This window comes from Hydrogenophaga sp., from assembly GCF_018780385.1.
Taxonomy (GTDB): domain Bacteria; phylum Pseudomonadota; class Gammaproteobacteria; order Burkholderiales; family Burkholderiaceae_C; genus Hydrogenophaga.
The window spans coordinates 17,615-38,483 of sequence record NZ_JADMJO010000067.1 but is presented as its reverse complement, the minus strand read 5'-3'; the positions used below and the strand labels follow the sequence as shown (position 1 = coordinate 38,483).

22 protein-coding genes are annotated in these 20,869 nt (G+C 65.7%); 6 read left to right on the top strand and 16 right to left on the bottom strand.

Features of this window, described 5'->3' with window-relative positions; all coding sequences use genetic code 11:
- The 6 genes from gltX to folC all read right to left on the bottom strand — a co-directional run.
- Nucleotides 1-1,318, bottom strand: a 1,318-nt coding sequence (gltX, locus tag IV113_RS18980) for a glutamate--tRNA ligase (RefSeq protein ID WP_291088220.1), incomplete at its 3' end; no start/stop codon positions are given.
- A 1-nt stretch (nt 1,319) separates the two neighbouring features.
- On the bottom strand, nt 1,320-2,528 hold the full coding sequence (locus IV113_RS18975) for an O-succinylhomoserine sulfhydrylase (protein ID WP_291088218.1): 1,209 nt from the start codon (nt 2,526-2,528) through the stop codon (nt 1,320-1,322).
- Between the two features lie 12 nt (nt 2,529-2,540).
- Nucleotides 2,541-4,046: an amidophosphoribosyltransferase gene (gene purF / locus IV113_RS18970; protein ID WP_291088216.1), complete on the bottom strand. Its 1,506-nt coding sequence runs from the start codon at nt 4,044-4,046 to the stop codon at nt 2,541-2,543.
- 32 nt (nt 4,047-4,078) lie between these two features.
- Entirely contained in the window at nt 4,079-4,564 is a 486-nt protein-coding gene (locus tag IV113_RS18965; protein WP_291088214.1) for a CvpA family protein, read from the bottom strand.
- Nucleotides 4,565-4,586: 22 nt separating this feature from the next.
- Complete coding sequence (locus IV113_RS18960) at nt 4,587-5,291, bottom strand: SPOR domain-containing protein (protein WP_291088212.1); 705 nt, start codon at nt 5,289-5,291, stop codon at nt 4,587-4,589.
- A 79-nt stretch (nt 5,292-5,370) separates the two neighbouring features.
- Nucleotides 5,371-6,720 (bottom strand): bifunctional tetrahydrofolate synthase/dihydrofolate synthase, encoded by a 1,350-nt coding sequence (gene folC, locus IV113_RS18955; RefSeq protein WP_291088210.1) that lies wholly within the window; start codon nt 6,718-6,720, stop codon nt 5,371-5,373.
- Nucleotides 6,721-6,778: 58 nt separating this feature from the next.
- Here folC and IV113_RS18950 point away from each other — a divergent pair, with 58 nt between their 5' ends.
- From IV113_RS18950 to argG, 3 genes are all read left to right on the top strand, one after another.
- Nucleotides 6,779-7,123: an arsenate reductase gene (locus IV113_RS18950; protein WP_291088208.1), complete on the top strand. Its 345-nt coding sequence runs from the start codon at nt 6,779-6,781 to the stop codon at nt 7,121-7,123.
- 88 nt (nt 7,124-7,211) lie between these two features.
- Nucleotides 7,212-7,529 carry a pyrimidine/purine nucleoside phosphorylase gene (locus IV113_RS18945; RefSeq protein ID WP_291088207.1) on the top strand — a complete coding sequence of 106 codons (318 nt, stop codon included), beginning with the start codon at nt 7,212-7,214 and terminating at the stop codon, nt 7,527-7,529.
- A gap of 17 nt (nt 7,530-7,546) precedes the next feature.
- Nucleotides 7,547-8,878, top strand: a complete 1,332-nt coding sequence (gene argG / locus IV113_RS18940) for an argininosuccinate synthase (RefSeq protein ID WP_291088205.1) — start codon at nt 7,547-7,549, stop codon at nt 8,876-8,878.
- A gap of 329 nt (nt 8,879-9,207) precedes the next feature.
- Here argG and murB read toward each other — a convergent pair whose 3' ends face one another.
- Complete coding sequence (murB, locus tag IV113_RS18935) at nt 9,208-10,257, bottom strand: UDP-N-acetylmuramate dehydrogenase (protein WP_291088203.1); 1,050 nt, start codon at nt 10,255-10,257, stop codon at nt 9,208-9,210.
- 40 nt (nt 10,258-10,297) lie between these two features.
- On the opposite strand from murB, the gene IV113_RS18930 reads away from it, so the two are divergent.
- On the top strand, nt 10,298-10,783 hold the full coding sequence (locus IV113_RS18930; protein WP_159607562.1) for a YajQ family cyclic di-GMP-binding protein: 486 nt from the start codon (nt 10,298-10,300) through the stop codon (nt 10,781-10,783).
- A 42-nt stretch (nt 10,784-10,825) separates the two neighbouring features.
- Nucleotides 10,826-11,434: a retropepsin-like aspartic protease gene (locus IV113_RS18925; protein ID WP_291088224.1), complete on the top strand. Its 609-nt coding sequence runs from the start codon at nt 10,826-10,828 to the stop codon at nt 11,432-11,434.
- 101 nt (nt 11,435-11,535) lie between these two features.
- Here the strand turns inward: IV113_RS18925 and IV113_RS18920 are convergent, their stop codons facing one another.
- The 4 genes from IV113_RS18920 to IV113_RS18905 all read right to left on the bottom strand — a co-directional run bounded on the left by IV113_RS18920 (nt 11,536) and on the right by IV113_RS18905 (nt 14,161).
- On the bottom strand, nt 11,536-11,904 hold the full coding sequence (locus IV113_RS18920) for a RidA family protein (RefSeq protein ID WP_291088196.1): 369 nt from the start codon (nt 11,902-11,904) through the stop codon (nt 11,536-11,538).
- Nucleotides 11,901-12,530: a glycerol-3-phosphate 1-O-acyltransferase PlsY gene (plsY, locus tag IV113_RS18915; RefSeq protein ID WP_291088194.1), complete on the bottom strand. Its 630-nt coding sequence runs from the start codon at nt 12,528-12,530 to the stop codon at nt 11,901-11,903. Before plsY ends, IV113_RS18920 begins: the two co-directional genes overlap by 4 nt.
- Before the next feature lie 78 nt (nt 12,531-12,608).
- Nucleotides 12,609-13,100: an aminoacyl-tRNA deacylase gene (locus IV113_RS18910; protein ID WP_291088191.1), complete on the bottom strand. Its 492-nt coding sequence runs from the start codon at nt 13,098-13,100 to the stop codon at nt 12,609-12,611.
- A gap of 8 nt (nt 13,101-13,108) precedes the next feature.
- On the bottom strand, nt 13,109-14,161 hold the full coding sequence (locus IV113_RS18905; protein WP_291088188.1) for an aldo/keto reductase: 1,053 nt from the start codon (nt 14,159-14,161) through the stop codon (nt 13,109-13,111).
- 183 nt (nt 14,162-14,344) lie between these two features.
- Here IV113_RS18905 and IV113_RS18900 point away from each other — a divergent pair, with 183 nt between their 5' ends.
- Entirely contained in the window at nt 14,345-15,016 is a 672-nt protein-coding gene (locus tag IV113_RS18900) for an OmpA family protein (protein WP_291088185.1), read from the top strand.
- A gap of 238 nt (nt 15,017-15,254) precedes the next feature.
- Here the strand turns inward: IV113_RS18900 and IV113_RS18895 are convergent, their stop codons facing one another.
- The 5 genes from IV113_RS18895 to IV113_RS18875 all read right to left on the bottom strand — a co-directional run bounded on the left by IV113_RS18895 (nt 15,255) and on the right by IV113_RS18875 (nt 20,830).
- Nucleotides 15,255-16,679, bottom strand: coding sequence for a gamma-aminobutyraldehyde dehydrogenase (locus IV113_RS18895; RefSeq protein WP_291088222.1), 1,425 nt, complete (start codon nt 16,677-16,679; stop codon nt 15,255-15,257).
- Nucleotides 16,680-16,749: 70 nt separating this feature from the next.
- Entirely contained in the window at nt 16,750-17,556 is an 807-nt protein-coding gene (locus tag IV113_RS18890) for an ABC transporter permease (RefSeq protein WP_291088183.1), read from the bottom strand.
- Nucleotides 17,546-18,502, bottom strand: coding sequence for an ABC transporter permease (locus IV113_RS18885; RefSeq protein ID WP_291088181.1), 957 nt, complete (start codon nt 18,500-18,502; stop codon nt 17,546-17,548). The genes IV113_RS18890 and IV113_RS18885 overlap by 11 nt, the downstream gene beginning before the upstream one ends.
- The gene (locus IV113_RS18880) at nt 18,499-19,518 is read right to left on the bottom strand and encodes an ABC transporter ATP-binding protein (protein WP_291088178.1); all 1,020 of its coding nucleotides are present in this window, start codon (nt 19,516-19,518) and stop codon (nt 18,499-18,501) included. The genes IV113_RS18885 and IV113_RS18880 overlap by 4 nt, the downstream gene beginning before the upstream one ends.
- A gap of 124 nt (nt 19,519-19,642) precedes the next feature.
- Nucleotides 19,643-20,830 carry an ABC transporter substrate-binding protein gene (locus tag IV113_RS18875; RefSeq protein ID WP_291088175.1) on the bottom strand — a complete coding sequence of 396 codons (1,188 nt, stop codon included), beginning with the start codon at nt 20,828-20,830 and terminating at the stop codon, nt 19,643-19,645.
- Nucleotides 20,831-20,869 lie beyond the last annotated feature (39 nt).

Below are 20,869 nucleotides of genomic sequence, written 5' to 3'. Positions count from 1 at the left end.
TCTGGGCCGTGCCCATCACCAGCACGCGCACCGGCATGGCCAGTTGCGGCATCTTCAGGCCATGGGCCGCCAGCACTTCCTTGATGGCCGACGAAATGCCGGGCTTGTCCCAGCTGCAAGCCACGAGCTTGTCCACGAGGGTGGCCAGCACGGGGCGCACGGCGTCGGTCACGTGCAGGGCGCGTTCGTCGGCATTGGGCGTGATGTCGGCGTAGAACGCGGCAGCCCAGTCGGCCAATGCAACCGTGGTCTCGCAACGGTCCTTGAAGAGCGCGCAGATCGCGGGAAGGCGATCGTCGGCATCGATGCCGCGCTTCTTCAGCTGCACGGCGACAAGCGGCGCGAGCGCGTCGTCGGGCTTGGCCTTGATGTACTGCGCATTGACCCAGGAGAGCTTTGCCGCATCCCACTGGGCCGGGCTCTTCGACAGGTGCGAACCGTCGAACCAGCTCACCATCTGCTCGCGCGTGAACAGCTCCTCGTCGCCATGGCTCCAGCCGAGGCGCGCGAGGTAGTTCAGCATCGCTTCGGGCAGGTAACCATTCTCTTCATAGGCGGTGACGCTCACGGCGCCGCGGCGCTTGGAGAGCTTCTGCCCGTCGTCGCCCAGGATCACCGGCACATGGCCGAAGGCAGGCAGAGGTGCGCCGAGTGCGCGGAAGATGTTGATCTGCCACGGCGTGTTGTTGATGTGCTCATCGCCGCGGAACACGTGCGTGATGCTCATGTCCCAGTCGTCGACCACCACCGCGAAGTTGTAGGTGGGCACACCGTCGGGCCGCAGGATGATCAGATCGTCGATCTCGCGGTTGTTGATGGTGATCTCGCCCTTGACGAGGTCGTTCCACGTCACGTCGCCTGCGGGCGGATTGCAGAAACGCACCACGGGCGGCACACCTTCGGGCACGGATGGCAGCACCTTGCCCGGCTCGGGACGCCAACGGCGGTCGTACAGGGTCTTCTCGCCGCGCGCGCGCTGCGCTTCACGCATTTCTTCGAGCTCGGCCGGGGTGCAGTAGCAGTGATAAGCCGTGCCGGCCGCGAGCATCTGCGCGATCACTTCGCGGTAGCGCTCCAGGCGCTGCATCTGGTAGATCGGGCCTTCGTCGTAGTCGAGGCCAAGCCAGTGCATCGAAGCAAGGATCTGGTCGGTCGAATCCTGCGTGGAGCGGGCCACGTCGGTGTCCTCGATGCGCAGCACGAACTCACCGCCATGGTGGCGCGCATAGGCCCACGAATAGAGCGCGGTGCGGGCCGTGCCCAGGTGAAGAAAGCCGGTGGGAGACGGAGCGATGCGGGTGCGGATGGGTGCGGACATGTCAGAAGGTAGAAAGGCCACGGTCAAGGTCGGCCTGGATATCGCCAAGATGCTCAAGCCCCACGGCCACGCGGATCAGCCCCTGCACCACGCCCGCCGTCTGGCGTTGCGCTTCGGTCAGGCGACCGTGTGAGGTGCTCGCGGGATGCGCCAGCAGCGTCTTGGTATCGCCCAGGTTGGTGGAGAGCGACATGACCTGCAGCGAGTCGAGCACGTGGAAGGCGCGCGCGCGGGCCTGTTCGGGGTCGGCTGCCTTCACCTCGAAGGACAGCACCGCGCCACCGCAGCCCGCTTGCTGCGCCATAGCCAGCGCGTGCTGCGGATGGCTCGCCAGGCCGGGGTAATACACGCGGGCCACGGAGGGGTGGTCCTGCAGCCACTGCGCCAGCGCCAGGGCATTGGCCGATTGGGCGCGCATGCGGATGTCCAGCGTTTCCAGGCCCTTGAGCACGACCCAAGCGTTGAACGGCGCCAGCGTCATGCCCGCGCTCTTGAGCACCGGCAGGAAGGTCTTGGTCACCAGTTCCTGGCTGGCGCAGAGGGCGCCGGCCATCACGCGGCCCTGGCCATCCAGGTACTTGGTGCCCGAGTGCATGACGATGTCGGCGCCCAGCGTCATGGGGCGCTGCAGGGCCGGTGTGGCGAAGCAGTTGTCCACGCACAGCAGCGCGCCTGCACCGTGAGCGATGTCGGCCAGCGCGCGGATGTCGCACACCTCGGTCAACGGGTTGGTCGGCGTCTCGGCGAACAGCAGCCGAGTGTTCGGCTTGACGGCGGCCTTCCACGCGGCCACATCGGTCTGCGACAGGAAGCTGGATTCGACGCCGAACTTGGCCAGATCGGTGCCGATCAGCTTGATCGTGGAGCCGAACATGGAATGCGAACAGATCACGTGATCGCCGGCCTTGAGCAGGCCCATGCACATCATGAGGATGGCCGACATGCCCGAGGCGGTGGAGATGCAGGCCTCGGCGCCTTCGAGCGCGGCCAGGCGCTGCTCGAAACTGGCTACCGTGGGATTGCCGTAGCGGCCGTAGGTGAAGCCTTCTTCGTCACCGGCAAAGCGGCGCGCGCCCGCTTCGGCGCTGGGCTGCACATAACCGCTCGTGAGGTACAGGGCTTCGGAGTTCTCGCCGTACTGGCTGCGTTCGACGGCCTCACGCACGGCGAGCGTGTCGCGGTGCAGGGTCGGTTTCTTCTGTTCGCTCATGGGCTCCGGCCTTCAGGCGATCTGTGCATTGGGCAGCGCCAGACGCGAGGTGTCTTCTTCGCCCTCTTCGCTCAGGTCGCGCCCGGCATTCAGGCGCGCGATGTCTTCGAGCGTGATGTCACCGGTGACGTACACACCGTCGAAACACGACGCATCAAAACCAGCAAGCTTGGGGTTGAGCGAGCCGATGGCCTGCTTCATCGCGTCCACATCCTGGTAGATCAAGGCATCGCAACCGATGCTCTCGCGGACCTCATCGACAGTGCGGTTGTGCGCCACGAGTTCGTCGGGCGTGGGCATGTCGATGCCGTAAACGTTGGGGTAGCGCACCGGTGGCGCGGCGCTGGCCAGGTACACCTTGCGGGCACCTGCATCACGCGCCATCTGTACGATCTCGCGGCTGGTGGTGCCGCGCACGATGGAGTCGTCCACCAGCAGCACGTTGCGGCCCTTGAACTCGCTGCCGATCACGTTGAGCTTCTGGCGTACCGACTTCTTGCGCACACCCTGCCCCGGCATGATGAAGGTGCGGCCCACGTAGCGGTTTTTCACAAAACCTTCGCGGTACGGCAGGCCAAGCAACTGGGCCAGCTCCATGGCGCTGGGGCGCGACGATTCCGGGATGGGGATGACCACGTCGATTTCGCTCGGCGGCACGGTGGACACCACGCGCTTGGCCAGGGTCACGCCCATGTTCAGGCGGGCCTGGTAGACCGAAATGCCGTCCAGCACCGAGTCGGGCCTGGCCAGGTACACGTATTCGAAGATGCACGGGTTGTGGCTGGTCTTGTCGGCGCACTGCTGAAACTGCATCTTGCCGTCCATGTCGACGAACACCGCTTCGCCGGGGAGCACGTCGCGGTCGAGCTCGAAGCCGTTGCCTTCGAGTGCCACCGATTCGCTGGCCACCATCACGCCGCCCTGGTCGTTGTGGCCCACGCACAGCGGGCGAATGCCGAACGGGTCGCGAAAGGCCAGCAGGCCATGACCGGCGATCAACGCCACCACGGCATACGAACCCTTGACGCGCTGATGCACGCCGCGCACGGCGGCAAACACGTCGGCCGGCTTCAGAGTGATGCCGCGCGTGACCTTCTCCAGCTCGTGCGCCAGCACGTTGAGCAGCACCTCGGAGTCGCTCTCGGTGTTGATGTGGCGGTGGTCGGTCTGGAACAGCTCCTGCTTCAGCGCATGGGCGTTGGTCAGGTTGCCGTTGTGCACCAGCACCAGACCAAACGGCGCATTCACGTAGAAAGGCTGTGCCTCTTCTTCGCTGTAGGCGTTGCCGGCTGTGGGGTAGCGCACCTGGCCCAGCCCGCAGATGCCGGGCAGTGAACGCATGTTGCGGGTGCGAAACACATCGCGCACCATGCCCTTGGCCTTGTGCATGAAAAACTTGCGACCCTGTTGGGTGACGATGCCCGCCGCATCCTGGCCGCGGTGCTGCAGCAGCAGCAAGGCGTCGTAAATCAGCTGGTTGACCGGCGTTTTGCTGACCACGCCCACGATTCCACACATGTTTCGATCCTCAGTAAAAACTCAAACGCTGTTCAAGCGATATATCGGGCCACGGGCCCGGGTAACAAGGGCTTGAGGGCGTGCAGCGTAGAGACCAGCACATCGGCCACCGCCGAGTCCTGCCACCACTGCGCATCCCGCATGGGCGACATGCTCACCACCACGGCCAACGCGAGCAGCATCACCACGCCACGCGCCAGACCAAAGGCGCTACCCAGAATCCGGTCCACCGGCCGCAAGCCGACCGACGCCACCAGCTTCTTCACCATCCACGCGAGCAGCCCACCCGCGAACGCCACTGCGATGAACACCAGCACGAAGCCTGCGGCCAACTGAATTGGCGGCGACATGCCGTCCAGAGGCAGCGCGGCGGCCACCTCATCGGCACAGGCCTGCGCGAGCACGAACGCCGCCACCCAGCCCGCCACCGACAGCACCTCGTAGACCAGCCCACGCCACGCACCCAGCAACACCGACAACAACAACACCGCCAGCAGCAGCCAATCCGTCAACACCATGCAAGCATCATCCGTTGGCCCCTCACAGCGTGAGGATGGCCGCGGGCAGCCCCAGGGCCTTCACGCGGGCGGCGGCCTTGTCGGCCTCGGCACGGCTGGCATACGGCCCCAGACGCACGCGGATGCGGCGCCCGTCGGAAGTTTCGGCTACGTGGGTGTAGGTCTTCAGCCCGGCGGCTTCAAGTTTCTGACGCACCGAGCGGGCACCGGCTTCTTCAGAGAACGCCCCCACCTGCACCACCACGCGCTCCGCCGCACCGGTGACTGGCGCAGCCGATGGCGCAGTTGCGGTCTTGTTTTCGAGCAGGGCGCGAGCGCGCTCGGCGTCGGATGGCGCAGCGGGGGTCTTGGCCGGTTCGGCGGCGGGTTTGGGCGCTGGTGCCGCCTCAACCACCTCTTCGCGCGCACCGAGGGTTTCGCGAGCTTCGACACTGGGGGCAGGTGGCTTGGCTGCAGCAGGTGCTGCAGCGACGACGGGCGGTGCAGTTGCCGTCACGGGCGCCTTGACGCCGGGAGGGGGCGTGTTTTTGGCCGGAATCTCGATCGGGATGTCGACTGAAATCGGGCGCGGTTGCGTGTCGAAGAGCAGCGGGAAACCCAGCACGCCCAGCAGCACCAGCACGCTGGCACCGATCAAGCGGTGGCGCGCGCGGCGACGCACGGCGTCAATGCTCTGCGGCGGAGGTGTCGATGGATTGCCCTGTGAGCCTGAACGGGATTTGAACATTCGGGTGGGAACCATTGCGCCAAAGAAGGCCTGGCGAGGGGCGCGACACAGGGACGGTCGGGAAAGCTTGGGCGGAGGGTCAGGAGGGCAGGTGTTTGGCCGACAAGCGGGGCACACCGTCCTGCAGAACACCCCCCACGGTGAAGAACGATCCGAAGACCACGATTCTATCAGCGGGGTCCGCCTGGGACACCGCCGCCTGCAGGGCCTCCATGGGGCTGGCGTGGCAACCCGCCACTGTGCTTTTTGCCGTGGCGGGATGGGTTTTCAGGGTCTCGGCCAGGGCTGCGGCGGTGCTGGCCCGGGGCAGCGGCAGGTCGGTCAGGTACCAGCGGTCGATCAGCGGCGCGATGCGCTCGACCATGGCGCCCAGGTCCTTGTCGGCCATGGCGCCGAACACGGCGTGGGTGGTGGGGTAGAAGCCCATGGCGTCGAGGTTTTCGGTGAGCGCCGCCACCGAATGCGGGTTGTGCGCCACGTCCAGCACCAGGGTGGGCGTGCCGGGCACGATCTGGAAACGCCCTGGCAGCTCCACCAGCGCCAGTCCGTTGCGCACGGCTTGTGCCGTGACGGGCAGCTTCGATCGCAAGGCTTCCATGGCACCGAGCACGCCAGAAGCATTCACCAGCTGGTTGGCGCCACGCAATGCCGGGTAGGCCAGCCCGGCGTAGCGCCGGCCGCCGTGCGAAGGGTGCATGGCCCAGCCCCACTGCTGCTGGTCGCCCGCAAAGTGGAAGTCCTTGCCGATGCGCCAGAGATCGGCGCCGATCTCCAGAGCGCGGTCGAGCACGCTCTGCGGCGGCACCGGGTCGCTCACCACCACCGGGCGGCCGGTGCGCATGATGCCGGCCTTCTCGAAACCGATCGCCTCGCGGTCGTTGCCCAGCAGAGCCATGTGGTCCAGCGCGATGCAGGTGATGACGGCGCAGTCGGCGTCGATGATGTTCACCGCGTCCAGCCGCCCGCCCAGCCCCACCTCCAGAATCGCCACATCGAGCCCGCTGCGCGAGAGCGTGCGCAGGATGGCCAGTGTGGTGAATTCGAAATAGCTCAGGCTGATCTCTTCGTCACCGCCCTGCCCCTTGCGCGCCACTTCCACCTCCGCGAACGCGGGCAGCAAGTCGCCGGTGGCCACCGGCTCGCCGGCGATGCGGCAACGCTCCTCGAAATGCACCAGGTGTGGCGAGGTGTAAACGCCGGTGCGGTAGCCCGACTGGGTGTACACAGCCTCCAGCATCGCGCAGGTGCTGCCCTTGCCGTTGGTGCCGGCCACGGTGATCACCGGGCAGGTCAGCGCCAGATTCATGCGTTGCGCCACGCGCTGCACGCGCTCCAGCCCCATGTCGATGGTGACCGGGTGCAGGCGTTCGGCATGGGCCAGCCATTCGGGCAGCGTGGTGGGGTGGGGAGGCAGTTCGATGTTGAGCATGGCTGGATTGTCCCATCGGCCCCGTGGCCTTTGCCCGCATCACCGACAATCCCTTTCCATGATCACCGTCCACGGCATCCCCAACTGCGACACCGTCAAGAAGGCCCGCTCCTGGCTGACCGAACACGGTGTGGAGCACCGCTTCCACGATTTCAAGAAGCAAGGTGTTCCGGAAACCGAACTCGATCGCTGGCTTGCCGCCGTGGGCTGGGAAACGCTGGTCAATCGCAAGGGCACGACCTGGCGCCAGCTGGATGAGACCACGCGGGCCTCGGTGGTGGACAACGCCAGCGCGCGCAACCTGTTGCTGGCCCACTCCAGCGCGATCAAGCGCCCGGTGGTGCAGTGGGCCGATGGCATCACGGTGGGTTTTGACGCCGCAGTCTGGCAAGCGCGGCTCTGATCCCCCGGCGACCGCGCCGCCCCTGCGGCCTAAAATCGCGCGTCTTCTTTCGGATCCGCCTTTCGTCTTCGCATCACACCCCAACACCATGAGCACCACCCAATTCGACGGCGTGACCGTCAACACCCAGGCCAGCGTGTACTTCGACGGCAAGTGCGTCAGCCACGGCATCACCCTCGCTGACGGCACCAAAAAATCGGTCGGCGTGGTGCTGCCCGCCACGCTCACCTTCAACACCGGCGCACCCGAGGTCATGGAATGCGTGGCCGGCGGATGTGAATACAAGCTCGCCGGCACCGATGCCTGGCTCAAGGCCGGCCCCGGCGAGAAATTCAGCGTGCCCGGCAACAGCAGCTTCGACATCCGCGTGACCGAGCCCTACCACTACATCTGCCACTTCGGCTGATCCACTGAGCGACCGCCATGGCCACCATCCTCCAGAACCTCCCCACGCAGCAAAAAGTCGGCATCGCCTTCTCCGGCGGCCTCGACACCTCGGCAGCCCTGTTGTGGATGAAACAGAAGGGCGCGATCCCTTACGCCTACACCGCCAACCTCGGCCAGCCTGACGAGCCGGACTACGACGAGATCCCGCGCAAGGCCATGCAGTACGGCGCCGAAAAAGCGCGCCTGATCGACTGCCGCACCCAGCTCGCCCACGAGGGCATTGCCGCATTGCAGTGCGGCGCCTTCCACATCAGCACCGCGGGCGTGACCTACTTCAACACCACGCCACTGGGCCGCGCCGTCACCGGCACCATGCTGGTGGCCGCGATGAAGGAAGACGACGTCAACATCTGGGGCGATGGCAGCACCTACAAGGGCAACGACATCGAGCGCTTCTACCGCTACGGCCTGCTGACCAACCCCAGCCTGAAGATCTACAAACCCTGGCTCGACCAGTTGTTCATCGACGAGTTGGGTGGCCGCGCCGAGATGAGCGCCTTCATGACGGCCAACGGCTTCGGCTACAAGATGAGCGCCGAGAAGGCCTACAGCACCGACAGCAACATGCTCGGTGCCACGCACGAGGCGAAAGACCTGGAGCAGCTCAACAGCGGCATCTCCATCGTCAATCCGATCATGGGCGTGGCGTTCTGGAAAGACGAGGTGGTGGTGAAGCGCGAGACCGTGACGGTGCGTTTCGAAGAAGGCCAGCCCGTCGCGCTGAACGGCGAGACCTTCGCCAGTCCGGTGGACCTGATTCTCAAAGCCAACGAGATCGGTGGCCGCCACGGCCTGGGCATGAGCGACCAGATCGAAAACCGCATCATCGAAGCCAAGAGCCGCGGCATCTACGAAGCTCCTGGTCTGGCGTTGCTGCACATCGCTTACGAGCGCCTGGTGACCGGCATCCACAACGAAGACACGATCGAGCAGTACCGCGTCAACGGCCTCAAGCTTGGTCGCCTGCTCTATCAGGGCCGCTGGTTCGACCCGCAGTCCATCATGTTGCGCGAGACGGCCCAGCGCTGGGTGGCGCGCGCCATCACTGGCGAGGTCACCATCGAGCTGCGTCGTGGCAACGACTACTCCATCATGAACACCGAGAGCGCGAACCTCACCTATGCGCCGGAACGTCTGAGCATGGAGAAAGTGGAAGACGCGCCGTTCACGCCACTGGACCGCATCGGCCAGCTGACCATGCGCAACCTCGACATCACCGATACGCGCGCCAAGCTGGGCATCTATGCCAAGGCTGGTCTTCTCTCGTTGGGCGATGGGGCCAGCATGTTGAAGCTTGAGGGGGAGTAAGGTTCTTTCGTTGCCATTGCTGGCGCAGACCTCGCGGGATCGTTGCGCTGCGGCGCTCTGCTCCGCGAATGTCCTCCGTACCGGCTGCGCCGGTCCTCCCCCTTGATTTCGCTGCGCAGAACGCCACAGCGCAACGATCTGAAGTGACAGTCGCATGCAACCGTCCGCATGCCTTCACGTGGGAGGCCCGGCGACGCGTGGTGGCCGACGCAGCGAAATCAAGGAGGAGGTGGCCGCAGGCCCCCGGGGGACATTCGCGGAGTCGGCCGCCGCGCGTCACCGGGCAACGAAGCAACGCAGGCACGCGAGCGCAACGCAAACAGAAGCCGTCAAACAACGACAGGCTCAGTCTCCAGCAATATCCCGAAACGCTCATACACACTGGTCTGGATCGCCTTGGCCAGCGTCATCACCTCGCCACCGGTGGCACCACCCCGGTTCACCAACACCAGCGCCTGCCGCTCGTACACCCCCGCATTGCCCACGCCCTTGCCCTTCCAGCCACAGGCGTCGATCAACCAGCCCGCGGCCAGCTTGATGCTGCCATCGGCCATCGGGTAGTGCACGACCTTGGGTTCGCGCGCAATGATGTCGGCGCACTGCTCGGTGCTCACCGTCGGGTTCTTGAAGAAACTGCCGGCGTTGCCAATCACTGCCGGGTCGGGCAGCTTGGCGCGGCGAATGGTGCACACCCAATCGAAGATCTGTTGCGCGTTCGGTGAAGAGATGCCGGTCTCGGCCATCTTGCGATCCAGATCGGCATAGCCCAGCACCGGCTTCCAAGGCTTGGGCAACCAGAAGCGCACATGCGTGATGAGCGCCCTGCCCGCAAGACCCAGGCCCTTGGCGCCCGCTGGCGTGTGCTTGAACACCGAGTCGCGGTAACCAAAACCGCATTGCGCCGCGTTGAGCGTGAAGCTCTGGCCCGTCTGCAGGTCGATGGCGTCCAGCGCACTGAAGCGGTCCTGCAACTCCACTCCGTAGGCCCCGATGTTCTGCACCGGCGAGGCGCCCACCGTGCCCGGAATCAGCGCCAGGTTTTCCAGGCCGGGGTAGCCCTGCTCCAGCGTCCAGCGCACGAAATCGTGCCAGTCTTCACCGGCGCCGGCCTCCACCACCCACCCCTTGGCGCTTTCCTCCACCAGGCGCCGCCCAGTGATCTCAACCTTGATCACCAACTGCTTGATGTCGCCGGTGATCACCAGGTTGCTGCCGCCACCCAGCACAAAGGCCGGCGCGCCCGAGCCGGCGCGAACATCCTGGTCGGCCAGCAGCGAGAGCACGTCGTCCGTTGAGCGCACGCGCACCAGGCGCTGCGCCCGGGCGACGATGCCAAAAGTGTTATATGGCTGGAGCGCCACGTTGTTCTCGACTACCATTCTTCAATTCTCTCATTCACCTTTTTGCAAGACCTCCAGCATGCCCTCTTTTGACACCGTTCTTGAAGCCGATTTCGTCGAAGTGAAAAATGCGGTCGATCAGGTTGCGCGCGAAATCGGTACCCGCTTTGATTTCAAGGGCACGAGCGCGGCCATCGAGCTCAAGGACAAGGAAATCATCCTGCACGGCGACGCCGACTTTCAGCTCCAGCAGATTGACGACGTGCTGCGCGGCAAACTCACCAAGCGCGGCGTGGACGCGCGCTTTCTCGACGTGGGCAAAGTCGAGAAGGTCGGCGGTGACAAGGTCAAGCAGGTGGTGAAGGTGCGCAACGGCGTCAGCACCGAAGACGGCAAGAAAATTCAACAGGCCATCAAGGGCAGCAAGCTCAAGGTGCAGGGCGCCATCCAGGGTGACGCGGTGCGTGTGACGGGGGCCAAGCGTGACGACCTGCAAGCGGCCATGGCGCTTATCAAGTCCGAGCTCAAAGACCTGCCGCTCTCTTTCAACAATTTTCGCGACTGAGGCCTTGTGCGCTTCGTCGCTTCAACGCTGTCCGCGCTGGCGATGCTGGCCGGTCCGGCCGTTGCTCAGCAGGTAGCGCTCTCGGGCGTGGCAGGCGGCAAAGCCCTGGTCACCATCGACGCCGCCGCGCCGCGTTTCCTGAGCCCGGGCCAGGCGCATCAGGGCGTGAAGCTGCTGAGCATGCAGGGCGAGACGGCGGTGATCGAGATCAATGGCCAGCGCCAGACCCTGCGCGTGGGCGAAGCGCCGATCAGCCTGGGGCAGGCGAAGACCGACGCTGGTACCAAACGCGTCGTGCTCACCGCCGACGCCCAAGGCCACTTCATGCCGCCGGGCCAGATCAATGGCCGGCAAGTCCAGTTCATGGTGGACACCGGCGCTACACAGGTGATCCTGAGCGAATCGGATGCCAAGCGCATCAACCTCAAGTACGAGCAAGGTCGAAAAGTGAACGTCGCCACCGCCAACGGCGGGGTCGTCGGCTACCAGGTGCGTCTGGATTCGGTGCGCATTGGCGAAGCACAGGTGTTTGACGTGACCGCCATCGTGCTGCCGCAACCCATGGCCTTCGTGCTGCTGGGCAACAGCTTTCTTTCGCGCTTCCAGATGCAGCGCACCAACGACCAGCTCACGCTCGACCGTCGGTATTGAGAGGGGAGACACCCCCGCGGCGCTTCGCGCCACCCCTCAAGGCGGCAACACCTGAGGCCCGTCCTGAGCTTGTCGAAGGGCGGTTTCTCGGTGTTTCTGGATCACACCCTTTCGCCGGCCACGGCACCCGTCACCACGATTTCAATGCGCCACGCGGCGTTCGCCAGCGCGGCCTGCACCGTCGCACGGGGCGGCGCGGTGCCCGGCACCACCCAGGCGTCCCACACCTCGTTCATCGCGCCGATGTCCTGGATGTCCGCCAGAAAGATCTGCGCTCGCAGGATGCGCGACTTGTCGCTGCCGGCTTCCAGCAGGCGCTGCTGCACCTGCTCCAGCACGTCCGCCGTCTGGCCGCGAACGTCGGTATCGCCGCGCTCGGGAACCATGCCCGCGAGGTAGACAACGCCGTTGAACACGGCCGCTTCGCTGTAGCGAGCGGCCACGCCGATGCGCGTGATGTGCTGGCTCATGATTTCTTCGCCCCCAGTTTGCTTTCCTTGCCAGCCAGCAGTCGGTTGATGTTTTCCGAATGCCTCCACACCAGCAACAGGCCCATGACCGCGAGGCTCAACACCATCACGCCGGGGGCGTTCCAGGCCACGCGGTGACCCAGCAGAAAAAACGCAGGCGCAAACACCGCGGTGACGATGGAGGCGAGCGAGGAGTAACGAAAGAACGCGGCGATGATCACCCAGGTGGCGAGCGCGGCCAGCCCCAGCCAGGGTTGGAAACCGAAAATCACGCCCGCCGCCGTCGCCACCCCCTTGCCGCCCTGGAAACGGAAGAACACCGGGTAGAGGTGGCCCAGGAAGGCCGCGAGGCCAACCAGCGCCACCGTGCCGTCGCCCAGTCCGTAGGCCTCGCCCCACCACTTCACCGCCACCACCGGCAGCCAACCTTTGAGCGCATCGAGCAACAGCGTGATCACCGCGGCCGCCTTGTTGCCCGAGCGCAGCACGTTGGTGGCGCCGGGGTTCTTGCTGCCGTAGGTGCGCGGGTCGTTCAGGCCCATGGACCGGCTCACGAGCACGGCAAAGGACAGTGAGCCGATCAGATACGCGGCCACGGTGGCCAACAGGGGATAGAGCAATGGCAACGAAGTCTCCTTGGTGGTTCGGGCCGCGCCCTGAGGGGCAAGAGCAGGCTGGGTAAGCAGGCAGGGTAGGCGGGCTGGCTATTCTGCCAGCGCGCAATCCACAGGCTTCGCAGCCAGGGGGCCACTGAGCACGGCCGGATCGATGCCCACCAGATACCCGCGGCGCCCGCCGTTGATCCAGATGCGCGGCAGCGTCAACACCGTGGCTTCCACATACACCGGCATGGCGCGCTTCAATCCGAACGGAGAGGTGCCGCCCACGAAGTAACCGCTGTGGCGGTTGGCCACCTCGGGCTTGCAAGGCTCGACCGACTTGGCGCCGATCTGCCGCGCCAGGTTCTTGGTGGACACCGTGCGGTTGCCGTGCATCAGCACCGCCAGCGGCTTGGCAGCCTCGTCCTGCATGATCAAGGTCTTGACCACCGCGAAGGGGTCCAATCCGAGCACCTGCGCGCTGTGCTGCGCGCCGCCGTGCTCCAGGTATTCGTAGCTGTGCTCGGTGAACGCCACGCCGTGCGCCTTCAGCCAGGCGGTGGCTGGCGTTTCACTGACGTGGGACTTCTTGGCCAAGCGTCAGCTCACTGCGCGGGATCTCGGGATTCCCAGCGGATCTTGTCGATCTCGGTCACGAGTTCAGGCGACAACGTTGTGCCCCAGGCATCCAGGCATTCGTCGAGCTGGGTCAATGAAGTCACGCCAATGATGGTGCTGGCCACGCGCCAGTTGGTGTAGCAGAAGGCCAGTGCCATCTGCGACGGCGTGAGGCCATGGTCGCGCGCCAGGGCGTTGTAGCGGCGCGCGGCATCCAGCGCTTCGGGCCGACCCCAGCGCTGCTTGCGCATGGATTCAAAAATCGCCATTCGGCCGGCGTCGCCCACCAGACCCGTCTCGTCGTACTTGCCACTGAGCAAACCAAAACCCAGCGGTGAATAGGCCAACAGTGAAACCCCCAGACGGTGACACGTTTCGTCCAGCCCGTTCTCGTAGCTGCGGTTGATCAGGCAGTACGGGTTCTGCACCGTGGCCACGCGCGGCAAGCCGTGCTGCTCGGCCAGGCGCACGAACTCGTGCACGCCGTAGGGCGATTCGTTGGACAGGCCGATGGCCTTGACCTTGCCCGCCTTCACCAGCTCGGCCATCGCCTCCAGCTGCTCCAGCACCGACGCGCAGGGCTTGTCCTTGGACGGGTCGAAGGTCAGCAGGCCAAAGGCCGGCACGTTGCGCGCGGGCCAATGGATCTGGTAGAGGTCGATCGTCTCGGTTTGAAGACGGCGCAGGCTGTTTTCACAGGCCTTGATGATTTCCGCTTTGCTCACGCCCGAGTTCTCGCCGCGGATCCACGGCATCCCGCGCGCGGGGCCCGCCACCTTGGTGGCCAGCACCACCTTGGCGCGAAGACTTGCATCCTTGGCGAACCAGGTGCCGAGGATGGTTTCTGTGGCGCCACAGGTCTCCGCGCGCGCCGGCACCGAATACATCTCGGCCGCGTCAAGGAAGTTGATGCCGCGTTCGATCGATCGGTCAAGGATGTTGTGCGCGGTGGTTTCATCGACCTGTTCACCAAACGTCATGGTGCCCAGACAGATCGGTGGAACTTGCAGCGCGCTCGCGCCCAATGGAACATTTTTCATGCAATTTTTTGTAAAGTCAGGATGGAAGTGATGCCAAAGCGATAGGTCAAGGTATAAGTTTAGAGCGCATCGGGTTGCGCCGCAGTCACCATCAACACACCCTTGCGTGTGATGATGGTGCTGCCCTCGGCCCGAAGCCGTCTTTCTTTTCCATCCATCAACAACGCCAGTGGAGCATTGAACATGAAACAACTTGCCAACATCACCCGTGGTCTGACCATCACCGCCCTGGCCGCCGCCATGGCGCTCAGTGGCTGCGCCAACATGAGCGAAACCCAGACCGATTCGGCCAAGGGTGCCGGCATCGGTGCATTGGCTGGCGTGCTGCTGGGTGCTGCCACCGGTGGCTCCAAGGGTGCGGCCAAGGGCGCGGTCATCGGTGCTGGCGCTGGTGCCTTGGGCGGCTACATCTGGTCGACCAAGATGCAGGAGCAGAAACGCGCCATGGAAGCCGCCACCGCCGGCACCGGCATCGGCGTGAGCCAGACCTCTGACAACCGCCTCAAGCTGGACGTGCCAGCCGATGCGGGCTTTGCCACCGGCAGCTCCACGGTGAGCCCCACGCTGCAGCGCGTGCTCGGCCAGTTCGCCAACACGCTCAACGCCAACCCGGTGACCGCAGTGGCCATCGTCGGCCACACCGACAACACCGGCAGCGATGCGGTGAACAACCCACTGTCCTTCAACCGCGCCAACAGCACGCGCGACTACCTCGTGGCCCGTGGCGTGTCGCCAACCCGCTTCGCCACCGACGGCCGCGGCTCACGCGAACCGATCGCCGACAACGCCACCGCTCAAGGTCGCGCTCAGAACCGCCGCGTTGAAATTTACGTGGCCGAGCCTGCACGTCAATAAGTGCCCCCACGCTCCGCCGCTGCGCGGGTCGCTGCCCCCCCGAGGGGGCTGATCCGCCTTGGGGCGGCCCGGCGGCGGATCGCATCCCCTCCGACCACATTGAAGCCCGGCAATCGCCGGGCTTTTTTGTTGCCGGAGAGCGCGCCCCATCCAGAGACACCGAGGAACCGGCTCCGCCGGGCCGCAGGTGTCGCCCCCCTCTTGAGGGGGGTCGCGCGCAGCGCGGCGGGGGGTAACTTCACAGCTTGGCCATGATGTGCCGCGCCACCGTGTAGTCCTCCAGCGCGTACATCGACATGTCCTTGCCGTAGCCGCTGGCCTTCATGCCGCCGTGCGGCATTTCATTGGCGAGCATGAAGTGGGTGTTGATCCAGGTGCAACCGTACTGCAGCTTGCGCGCCACGCGCAGCGCGCGCGACACGTCCTGCGTCCACACCGATGACGCGAGGCCGTACTCCGAATCGTTGGCCCAGGTCACGGCCTCGTCGGGGTCGGAGAAGCGCGTGATGGACACCACCGGGCCGAACACCTCGCGGCGCACGATTTCGTCGTCCTGCCGCGCACCGGCGATCACCGTGGGTTCGTAGAAAAAGCCACTGCCCGCGCGCATCTTGCCACCGGCCGTCACTTCCATGTGGCCCACCATCTGCGCCCGCTCCACGAAGCTGGCCACGCGGTCGCGCTGGCGGTCGGTGATCAGCGGGCCGAGTTCCACGCCCGGCTCGTCCTGCGTGCCCATCTGGATCGACTTCACCGCGCTGCTCAGGTCGGCCACCAGTCGGTCGTACACCTTGGCACCTGCGTACAGACGGCAGGCCGCCGTGCAGTCCTGGCCGGCGTTGTAGTAGCCGAAGGTGCGGATGCCTTCCACCACGGCTTCGATGTCGGCGTCGTCGAACACCAGCACCGGCGCCTTGCCGCCGAGCTCGAGGTGCGTGCGCTTCAGCGTGCCCGTGGCCGCCTGCAGTATCTTGCGGCCGGTGGACACGTCACCGGTGAGCGAGACCATGCGCACCAAGGGGTGCTCCACCAGCGGCTGGCCCACGCTGGGGCCGCGGCCGCAGATCACGTTGAACACGCCTTTGGGCAGGATCTCGGCGATCACGCGCGCGAGCATCAGCGTGGTCAGCGGTGTCTGCTCGCTGGGCTTGAGCACCACCGTATTGCCGGCCGCGAGCGCGGGCGCGCACTTCCACGCGGCCATCATGAGCGGGTAGTTCCAGGGCGCGATCGAACCGACCACACCGATCGGATCGCGCCGGATCATGCTGGTGTGGCCTGGAAGGTACTCGCCCGCGACCGAGCCGGTCATGCAGCGCGCCGCGCCGGCGAAGAAGCGGAAGCAATCCACGATGGCCGGAATCTCGTCTTCCAGCGCGCGCAGGTAGGGCTTGCCGCAGTTGAGCGACTCCAGGCGCGCGAACTGTTCGGCGCGCTGCTCGATCGCATCGGCCACCTTGAGCAGCAGGCGCGAGCGCTCCATCGGCGTGGTCTCGCTCCAGGTGTCGAAGGCGCGGCTGGCGCCCAGCACCGCCTTGTGGATCTGCTCGTACGAGGCCTCGGGCACCTGCGCGATCACCTCGCCGGTGGCCGGGTTGAGCACGCGCTCGGCCTCGCCCTCGCCGGCCACGAACTGGCCGTCAATGAACAGCTCGGTCGACATCGGGACCTGGAATTCAGGGGTCTTTCCCATGGTGCTCTCCGTTGGGTGAAATGAATGAAGGGAGACGGGCTCAGCGCCCGCCGGGTTGTTCGTCGGCGCGCGTGAGGTAGTACGCGGCCAGGATGGGGATGAAGGTCAGCGCGATGATGACCACGGCCACCACGTTGGTCACCGGGCGCTGGCGCGGCCGGATCAGCTCCTGCAGCATCCAGATCGGCAGCGTGGTCTGCTGGCCCGCGGTGAAGGTGGTCACGATCACCTCGTCGAAGCTCAGCGCGAAGGCGAGCAGGCCACCGGCCAGCAGGGCCGAACCGAGCTGCGGCAGGATCACGTAGCGGATGGTCTGAAAGCTGTCGGCGCCGAGGTCCATCGAGGCCTCGATCAGCGAGGGGCTGGTGCGCCGCAACCGCGCCACCGCGTTGTTGTAGACCACCACCACGCAGAAGGTGGCGTGGCCGACCACGATGGTCCAGAAGCTGAACGGAATTTCGGCTGTGTGGTACGCGGTGCGCAGCGCGATGCCGGTCACGATGCCGGGCAATGCAATCGGCAGAATGAGCAGCAGCGAGATCGCGTCACGCCCGAAAAAGCGCGTGCGCGCCAGGCCGGCGGCGGCCAGCGTGCCCAGCACCATGGCCAGCGCGGTTGACACCAGCGCCACGCGAAACGACAGTCCGATCGCGGCCCAAACGTCCTCACGCGCCCAGGCCGCGGCGAACCATTGCGTGGTGAGCGCGGGTGGTGGGAACACATAACTTTTGTCTTCCGCGCTGAAGGCGTAGAGGATGATGAGTGCGAGCGGGATGTGCAGGAACAGCACGCCCGCCCAGGTCGCGGCCTTCAGGCCCCAGCCGGCGCGCGATGGGTCAGAGCGCATCGAAAGCCCCCAGCCGTTTGGCGATCCACAGGTAGACGCCGATCACCACGATGGGTACGAGTGAGAAGGCGGCGGCAAACGGCACGTTGCCCGCCACGCCCTGCTGGCGGTAGACCACCTGGCCGATGAACAGCGTGGAGTCACCGATCACCTGCGGAATGATGTAGTCGCCCAGCGTGAGCGAGAAGGTGAAGATGGAACCGGCCGCGATGCCCGGCATGGCGAGCGGGAAGATCACCTTCCAGAAGGTGGTGCCCCCGCGCGCGCCGAGGTCGCTGGAGGCTTCGAGCAGCGAGCCCGGAATGCGCTCGATCGCCGCCTGGATCGGCAGGATCATGAAGGGCAGCCACATGTAGACGAAGACGATGAAGGTGCCCAGGCGCGAGAACGAAAGCGAGTTGCCACCGATGCCCGGCGTGGACAGCAGCGCATCGAGCAGCCAGGTCATGTGCACCTCGGCCAGCACCCAGGAAATGGCGCCCTCCTTGGCCAGCAGCAGCTTCCACGCGTACAGCCGCACCAGGTAGCTGGACCACAGCGGCAGCATCACAGCGATGTAGAGCAGCGCCTTCTGCGGACCACGCGCGTATCGGGCCATGTAGTAGGCGACGGGGAAGGCTATGAGGCCGCACGCCAGCGTGACGCTGACCGCCATGGCCACGGTGCGCAGCACCACGTCCACGTTGGCCGGATCGGTCATCTCGCGGAAGTTGTTCAGCGAAAGCTGCGAGCGGTCGACCACGCCAGAGAACTCGTCGAGCGTGAAGAAGCTGTTGGCCAGCAGCGCGAACAGCGAGCCGAGATAGACCACGCCGAACCACAGCAGCGGCGGGCCGAGGAGCGCTGCCAGCATCAAGCCACGGCGCGTGTAGAGCAGGTCCGAGAGCCAGCGCAAGGCGCCGGCGCGCGGCATAGGCCGAGGGGCTGCGGGCAGCGCCACGCTCATGCTGCGGCCCCGGTGGTCTGCAGCGGGTGCACAGCGTCGGCCTGCCAGTGCAGGTGCACGGTGTCGCCCGGCGTGGGCAGCTCGGGGTGTTGCTCGGGGCTGAGGTCCACCGACACGGCCTCGCCCGTCCAGTCGACCCGCACGCGCGAGAACGAGCCGAAGTACTGCGCGTCGATCACCGCGCCGCTCAGGCGCGCCTGCGGCGAGGCACCGAGCCGGATGCGTTCAGGCCGCAGCATCACGCTGTCCACACCCGCGATCTCGCGTGCGCGTGCGCCGTCGAACACGTTGGCCGCGCCCACGAATTCGGCCACGAAGCGCGTGGCCGGCTGGTTGTAGATGGCCTGCGGCGCGCCGACCTGTTCCAGCCGGCCGTTGTTGAACACACCAATGCGGTCGCTCATGGAGAGCGCCTCGTGCTGGTCGTGCGTGATGAACAGGAAGGTGATGCCCAGTTGCCGCTGCAGCGCCTTCAGCTCGGTCTGCATCTGCTCGCGCAGTTTCAAATCAAGCGCGCCCAGCGGCTCGTCAAGCAACAGCACCTGCGGCTGGTTGATGAGTGCGCGTGCCAGCGCCACGCGCTGCCGCTGCCCGCCCGAAAGCTGGCCCGGGCGGCGCGCGCCCACGCCGGAGAGACGCACCAGGTCCAGCATCTGCTCGGCACGCGCGTGGCGCGCGCTGCGCTCCACGCCCTGCACCATCAGGCCATAGGCCACGTTGTCGCGGATGTTCATGTGCGGAAACAGCGCGTAGTCCTGGAACACCGTGTTCACCGGCCGCGCGTAAGGCGGCAGGTGCGACACGTCCTGCCCGCCTATGAGGATGCGCCCCGATGTGGGCAGCGTGAAGCCGCCGATCATGCGCAGACACGTCGTCTTGCCCGAGCCCGAGGGCCCGAGCAAGGTGAAGAACTCCCCGCCTTCGATGGTGAGGTCCACGTGATCGACAGCGCGCACGGTCTGTGCGCCGCTGCCGAACACGCAGGACACGCCCTCCAGGGTGACAGCAACAGTCATACAAGTGATGCAACGAGTGAAGAAACCTCAACCAGAGATGCCGAGGAACCGGCTTTGCCGGGCCTCAGGCATCGCCCCCTTGAGGGGGTGACGCGCCGGCGGCGCGGCGCGGGGGTGTGCCGCGTCAGCGGCCCCCCAATACCGCGATGTAGTCGGAGACCCACTTGTGGTACGGCACGCAGGCGTTGTTCTGCGTCGTGCACTTGCTTGTCGGTGTCTTCCAGAACGAGATCTTCTCGAAGCTGTTGTAGCCCTGGTTGGCGCAGCCCTGGTCGCCCAGCAGCTTGTTGCCCTTGCAGGCCGCCGGCACCGAAGGCACCGAGCCGAACCAGGCCGACAGATCGCCCTGTAGCTTGGTGTTGAGCGAGTGCTCCATCCACATGTAGGCGCAGTTCGGGTTCTTGGCGTCCACGTGCATCATGGTCGTGTCGGCCCACCCGGTCGCGCCCTCGGTCGGCACCACCGTGGCCACCGGGCGGTTCTTGCTCTTCAGGATGTTGGCCATGAACTGCCAGCTGCTCGACGCCACCACACCTTCGTTGGTGAAGTCGTCAATCTGCACGAAGGCGTCGTGCCAGTACTTGCCCACCAGCTTGCGCTGGCCGCGCAGCAGGTCGAGCGCGGCCTTGTACTGCGCCTCGTTGAGTTCGTACGGGTCCTTGATCCCCAGCGCCGGGTTCTTCTTCATCAGGTAAAGCGCGGCGTCGGCGATGTAGATCGGGCCGTCGAAGGCCTGCACGCGGCCCTTGTTGCTCTTGCCGTCGGGCAGCGTGGTCTCTTCGAACACCACGCTCCAGCTGGTCGGCGGCTTGTCCTTGAAGACGGTGGTGTTGTACATGAGCACGTTCCAGCCCCACTGGTAGGGCGTGCCGTAGTGGGTGTTGTTCACGTAGTGCCAGGGCGCTTTCTGCAGGCGCGGGTCCACCGTCTTGTAGCTGGGGATCAGGTCCACGTTGATCGGCTGCACGCGCTTGCCGGCAATGAGGCGCATGGACGCGTCGCCCGAGGCGGTCACGAGGTCGAAGCCGCCTTCGTTCATCAACGCGACCATCTCGTCGGAGGTGCCGGCGGTCTTCACATTGACCTTGCAGCTGGTCTTCTTCTCGAAGTCGGTCACCCAGTCGAAGTTCTTGTCGGTCTGGCCGCGTTCGATGTAGCCGGCCCAGGCCACGATGTCGACCTGGCCTTCGCCTTTGCCCAGTTTTTTCAGGGCCGATTGCGCCTGCGCGGCGGGCACCAGGGTGGCCAGGGTGAGGGCCGTCGTCACGAGACCCGCGACGGTGCGGGCAAGGGGGCGTTGTGCGAGTGTCATGGTCGATCACCTTCGGTTTGAGAACGGTTTCGGAAACGC

Coding starts and splice junctions, on each gene's coding strand:
- IV113_RS18875 (WP_291088175.1), bottom strand. CDS start 20,830: ATGACACTCGCACAACGCCCCCTTGCCCGCACCGTCGCGGGTCTCGTG.
- IV113_RS18900 (WP_291088185.1), top strand. CDS start 14,345: ATGAAACAACTTGCCAACATCACCCGTGGTCTGACCATCACCGCCCTG.
- purF (WP_291088216.1), bottom strand. CDS start 4,046: ATGTGTGGAATCGTGGGCGTGGTCAGCAAAACGCCGGTCAACCAGCTG.
- folC (WP_291088210.1), bottom strand. CDS start 6,720: ATGCTCAACATCGAACTGCCTCCCCACCCCACCACGCTGCCCGAATGG.
- IV113_RS18885 (WP_291088181.1), bottom strand. CDS start 18,502: ATGAGCGTGGCGCTGCCCGCAGCCCCTCGGCCTATGCCGCGCGCCGGC.
- murB (WP_291088203.1), bottom strand. CDS start 10,257: ATGGTAGTCGAGAACAACGTGGCGCTCCAGCCATATAACACTTTTGGC.
- IV113_RS18965 (WP_291088214.1), bottom strand. CDS start 4,564: ATGGTGTTGACGGATTGGCTGCTGCTGGCGGTGTTGTTGTTGTCGGTG.
- IV113_RS18925 (WP_291088224.1), top strand. CDS start 10,826: ATGCTGGCCGGTCCGGCCGTTGCTCAGCAGGTAGCGCTCTCGGGCGTG.
- IV113_RS18950 (WP_291088208.1), top strand. CDS start 6,779: ATGATCACCGTCCACGGCATCCCCAACTGCGACACCGTCAAGAAGGCC.
- IV113_RS18905 (WP_291088188.1), bottom strand. CDS start 14,161: ATGAAAAATGTTCCATTGGGCGCGAGCGCGCTGCAAGTTCCACCGATC.
- IV113_RS18890 (WP_291088183.1), bottom strand. CDS start 17,556: ATGCGCTCTGACCCATCGCGCGCCGGCTGGGGCCTGAAGGCCGCGACC.
- IV113_RS18945 (WP_291088207.1), top strand. CDS start 7,212: ATGAGCACCACCCAATTCGACGGCGTGACCGTCAACACCCAGGCCAGC.
- IV113_RS18895 (WP_291088222.1), bottom strand. CDS start 16,679: ATGTCGACCGAGCTGTTCATTGACGGCCAGTTCGTGGCCGGCGAGGGC.
- argG (WP_291088205.1), top strand. CDS start 7,547: ATGGCCACCATCCTCCAGAACCTCCCCACGCAGCAAAAAGTCGGCATC.
- IV113_RS18960 (WP_291088212.1), bottom strand. CDS start 5,291: ATGTTCAAATCCCGTTCAGGCTCACAGGGCAATCCATCGACACCTCCG.
- IV113_RS18930 (WP_159607562.1), top strand. CDS start 10,298: ATGCCCTCTTTTGACACCGTTCTTGAAGCCGATTTCGTCGAAGTGAAA.
- IV113_RS18975 (WP_291088218.1), bottom strand. CDS start 2,528: ATGAGCGAACAGAAGAAACCGACCCTGCACCGCGACACGCTCGCCGTG.
- IV113_RS18880 (WP_291088178.1), bottom strand. CDS start 19,518: ATGACTGTTGCTGTCACCCTGGAGGGCGTGTCCTGCGTGTTCGGCAGC.
- IV113_RS18920 (WP_291088196.1), bottom strand. CDS start 11,904: ATGAGCCAGCACATCACGCGCATCGGCGTGGCCGCTCGCTACAGCGAA.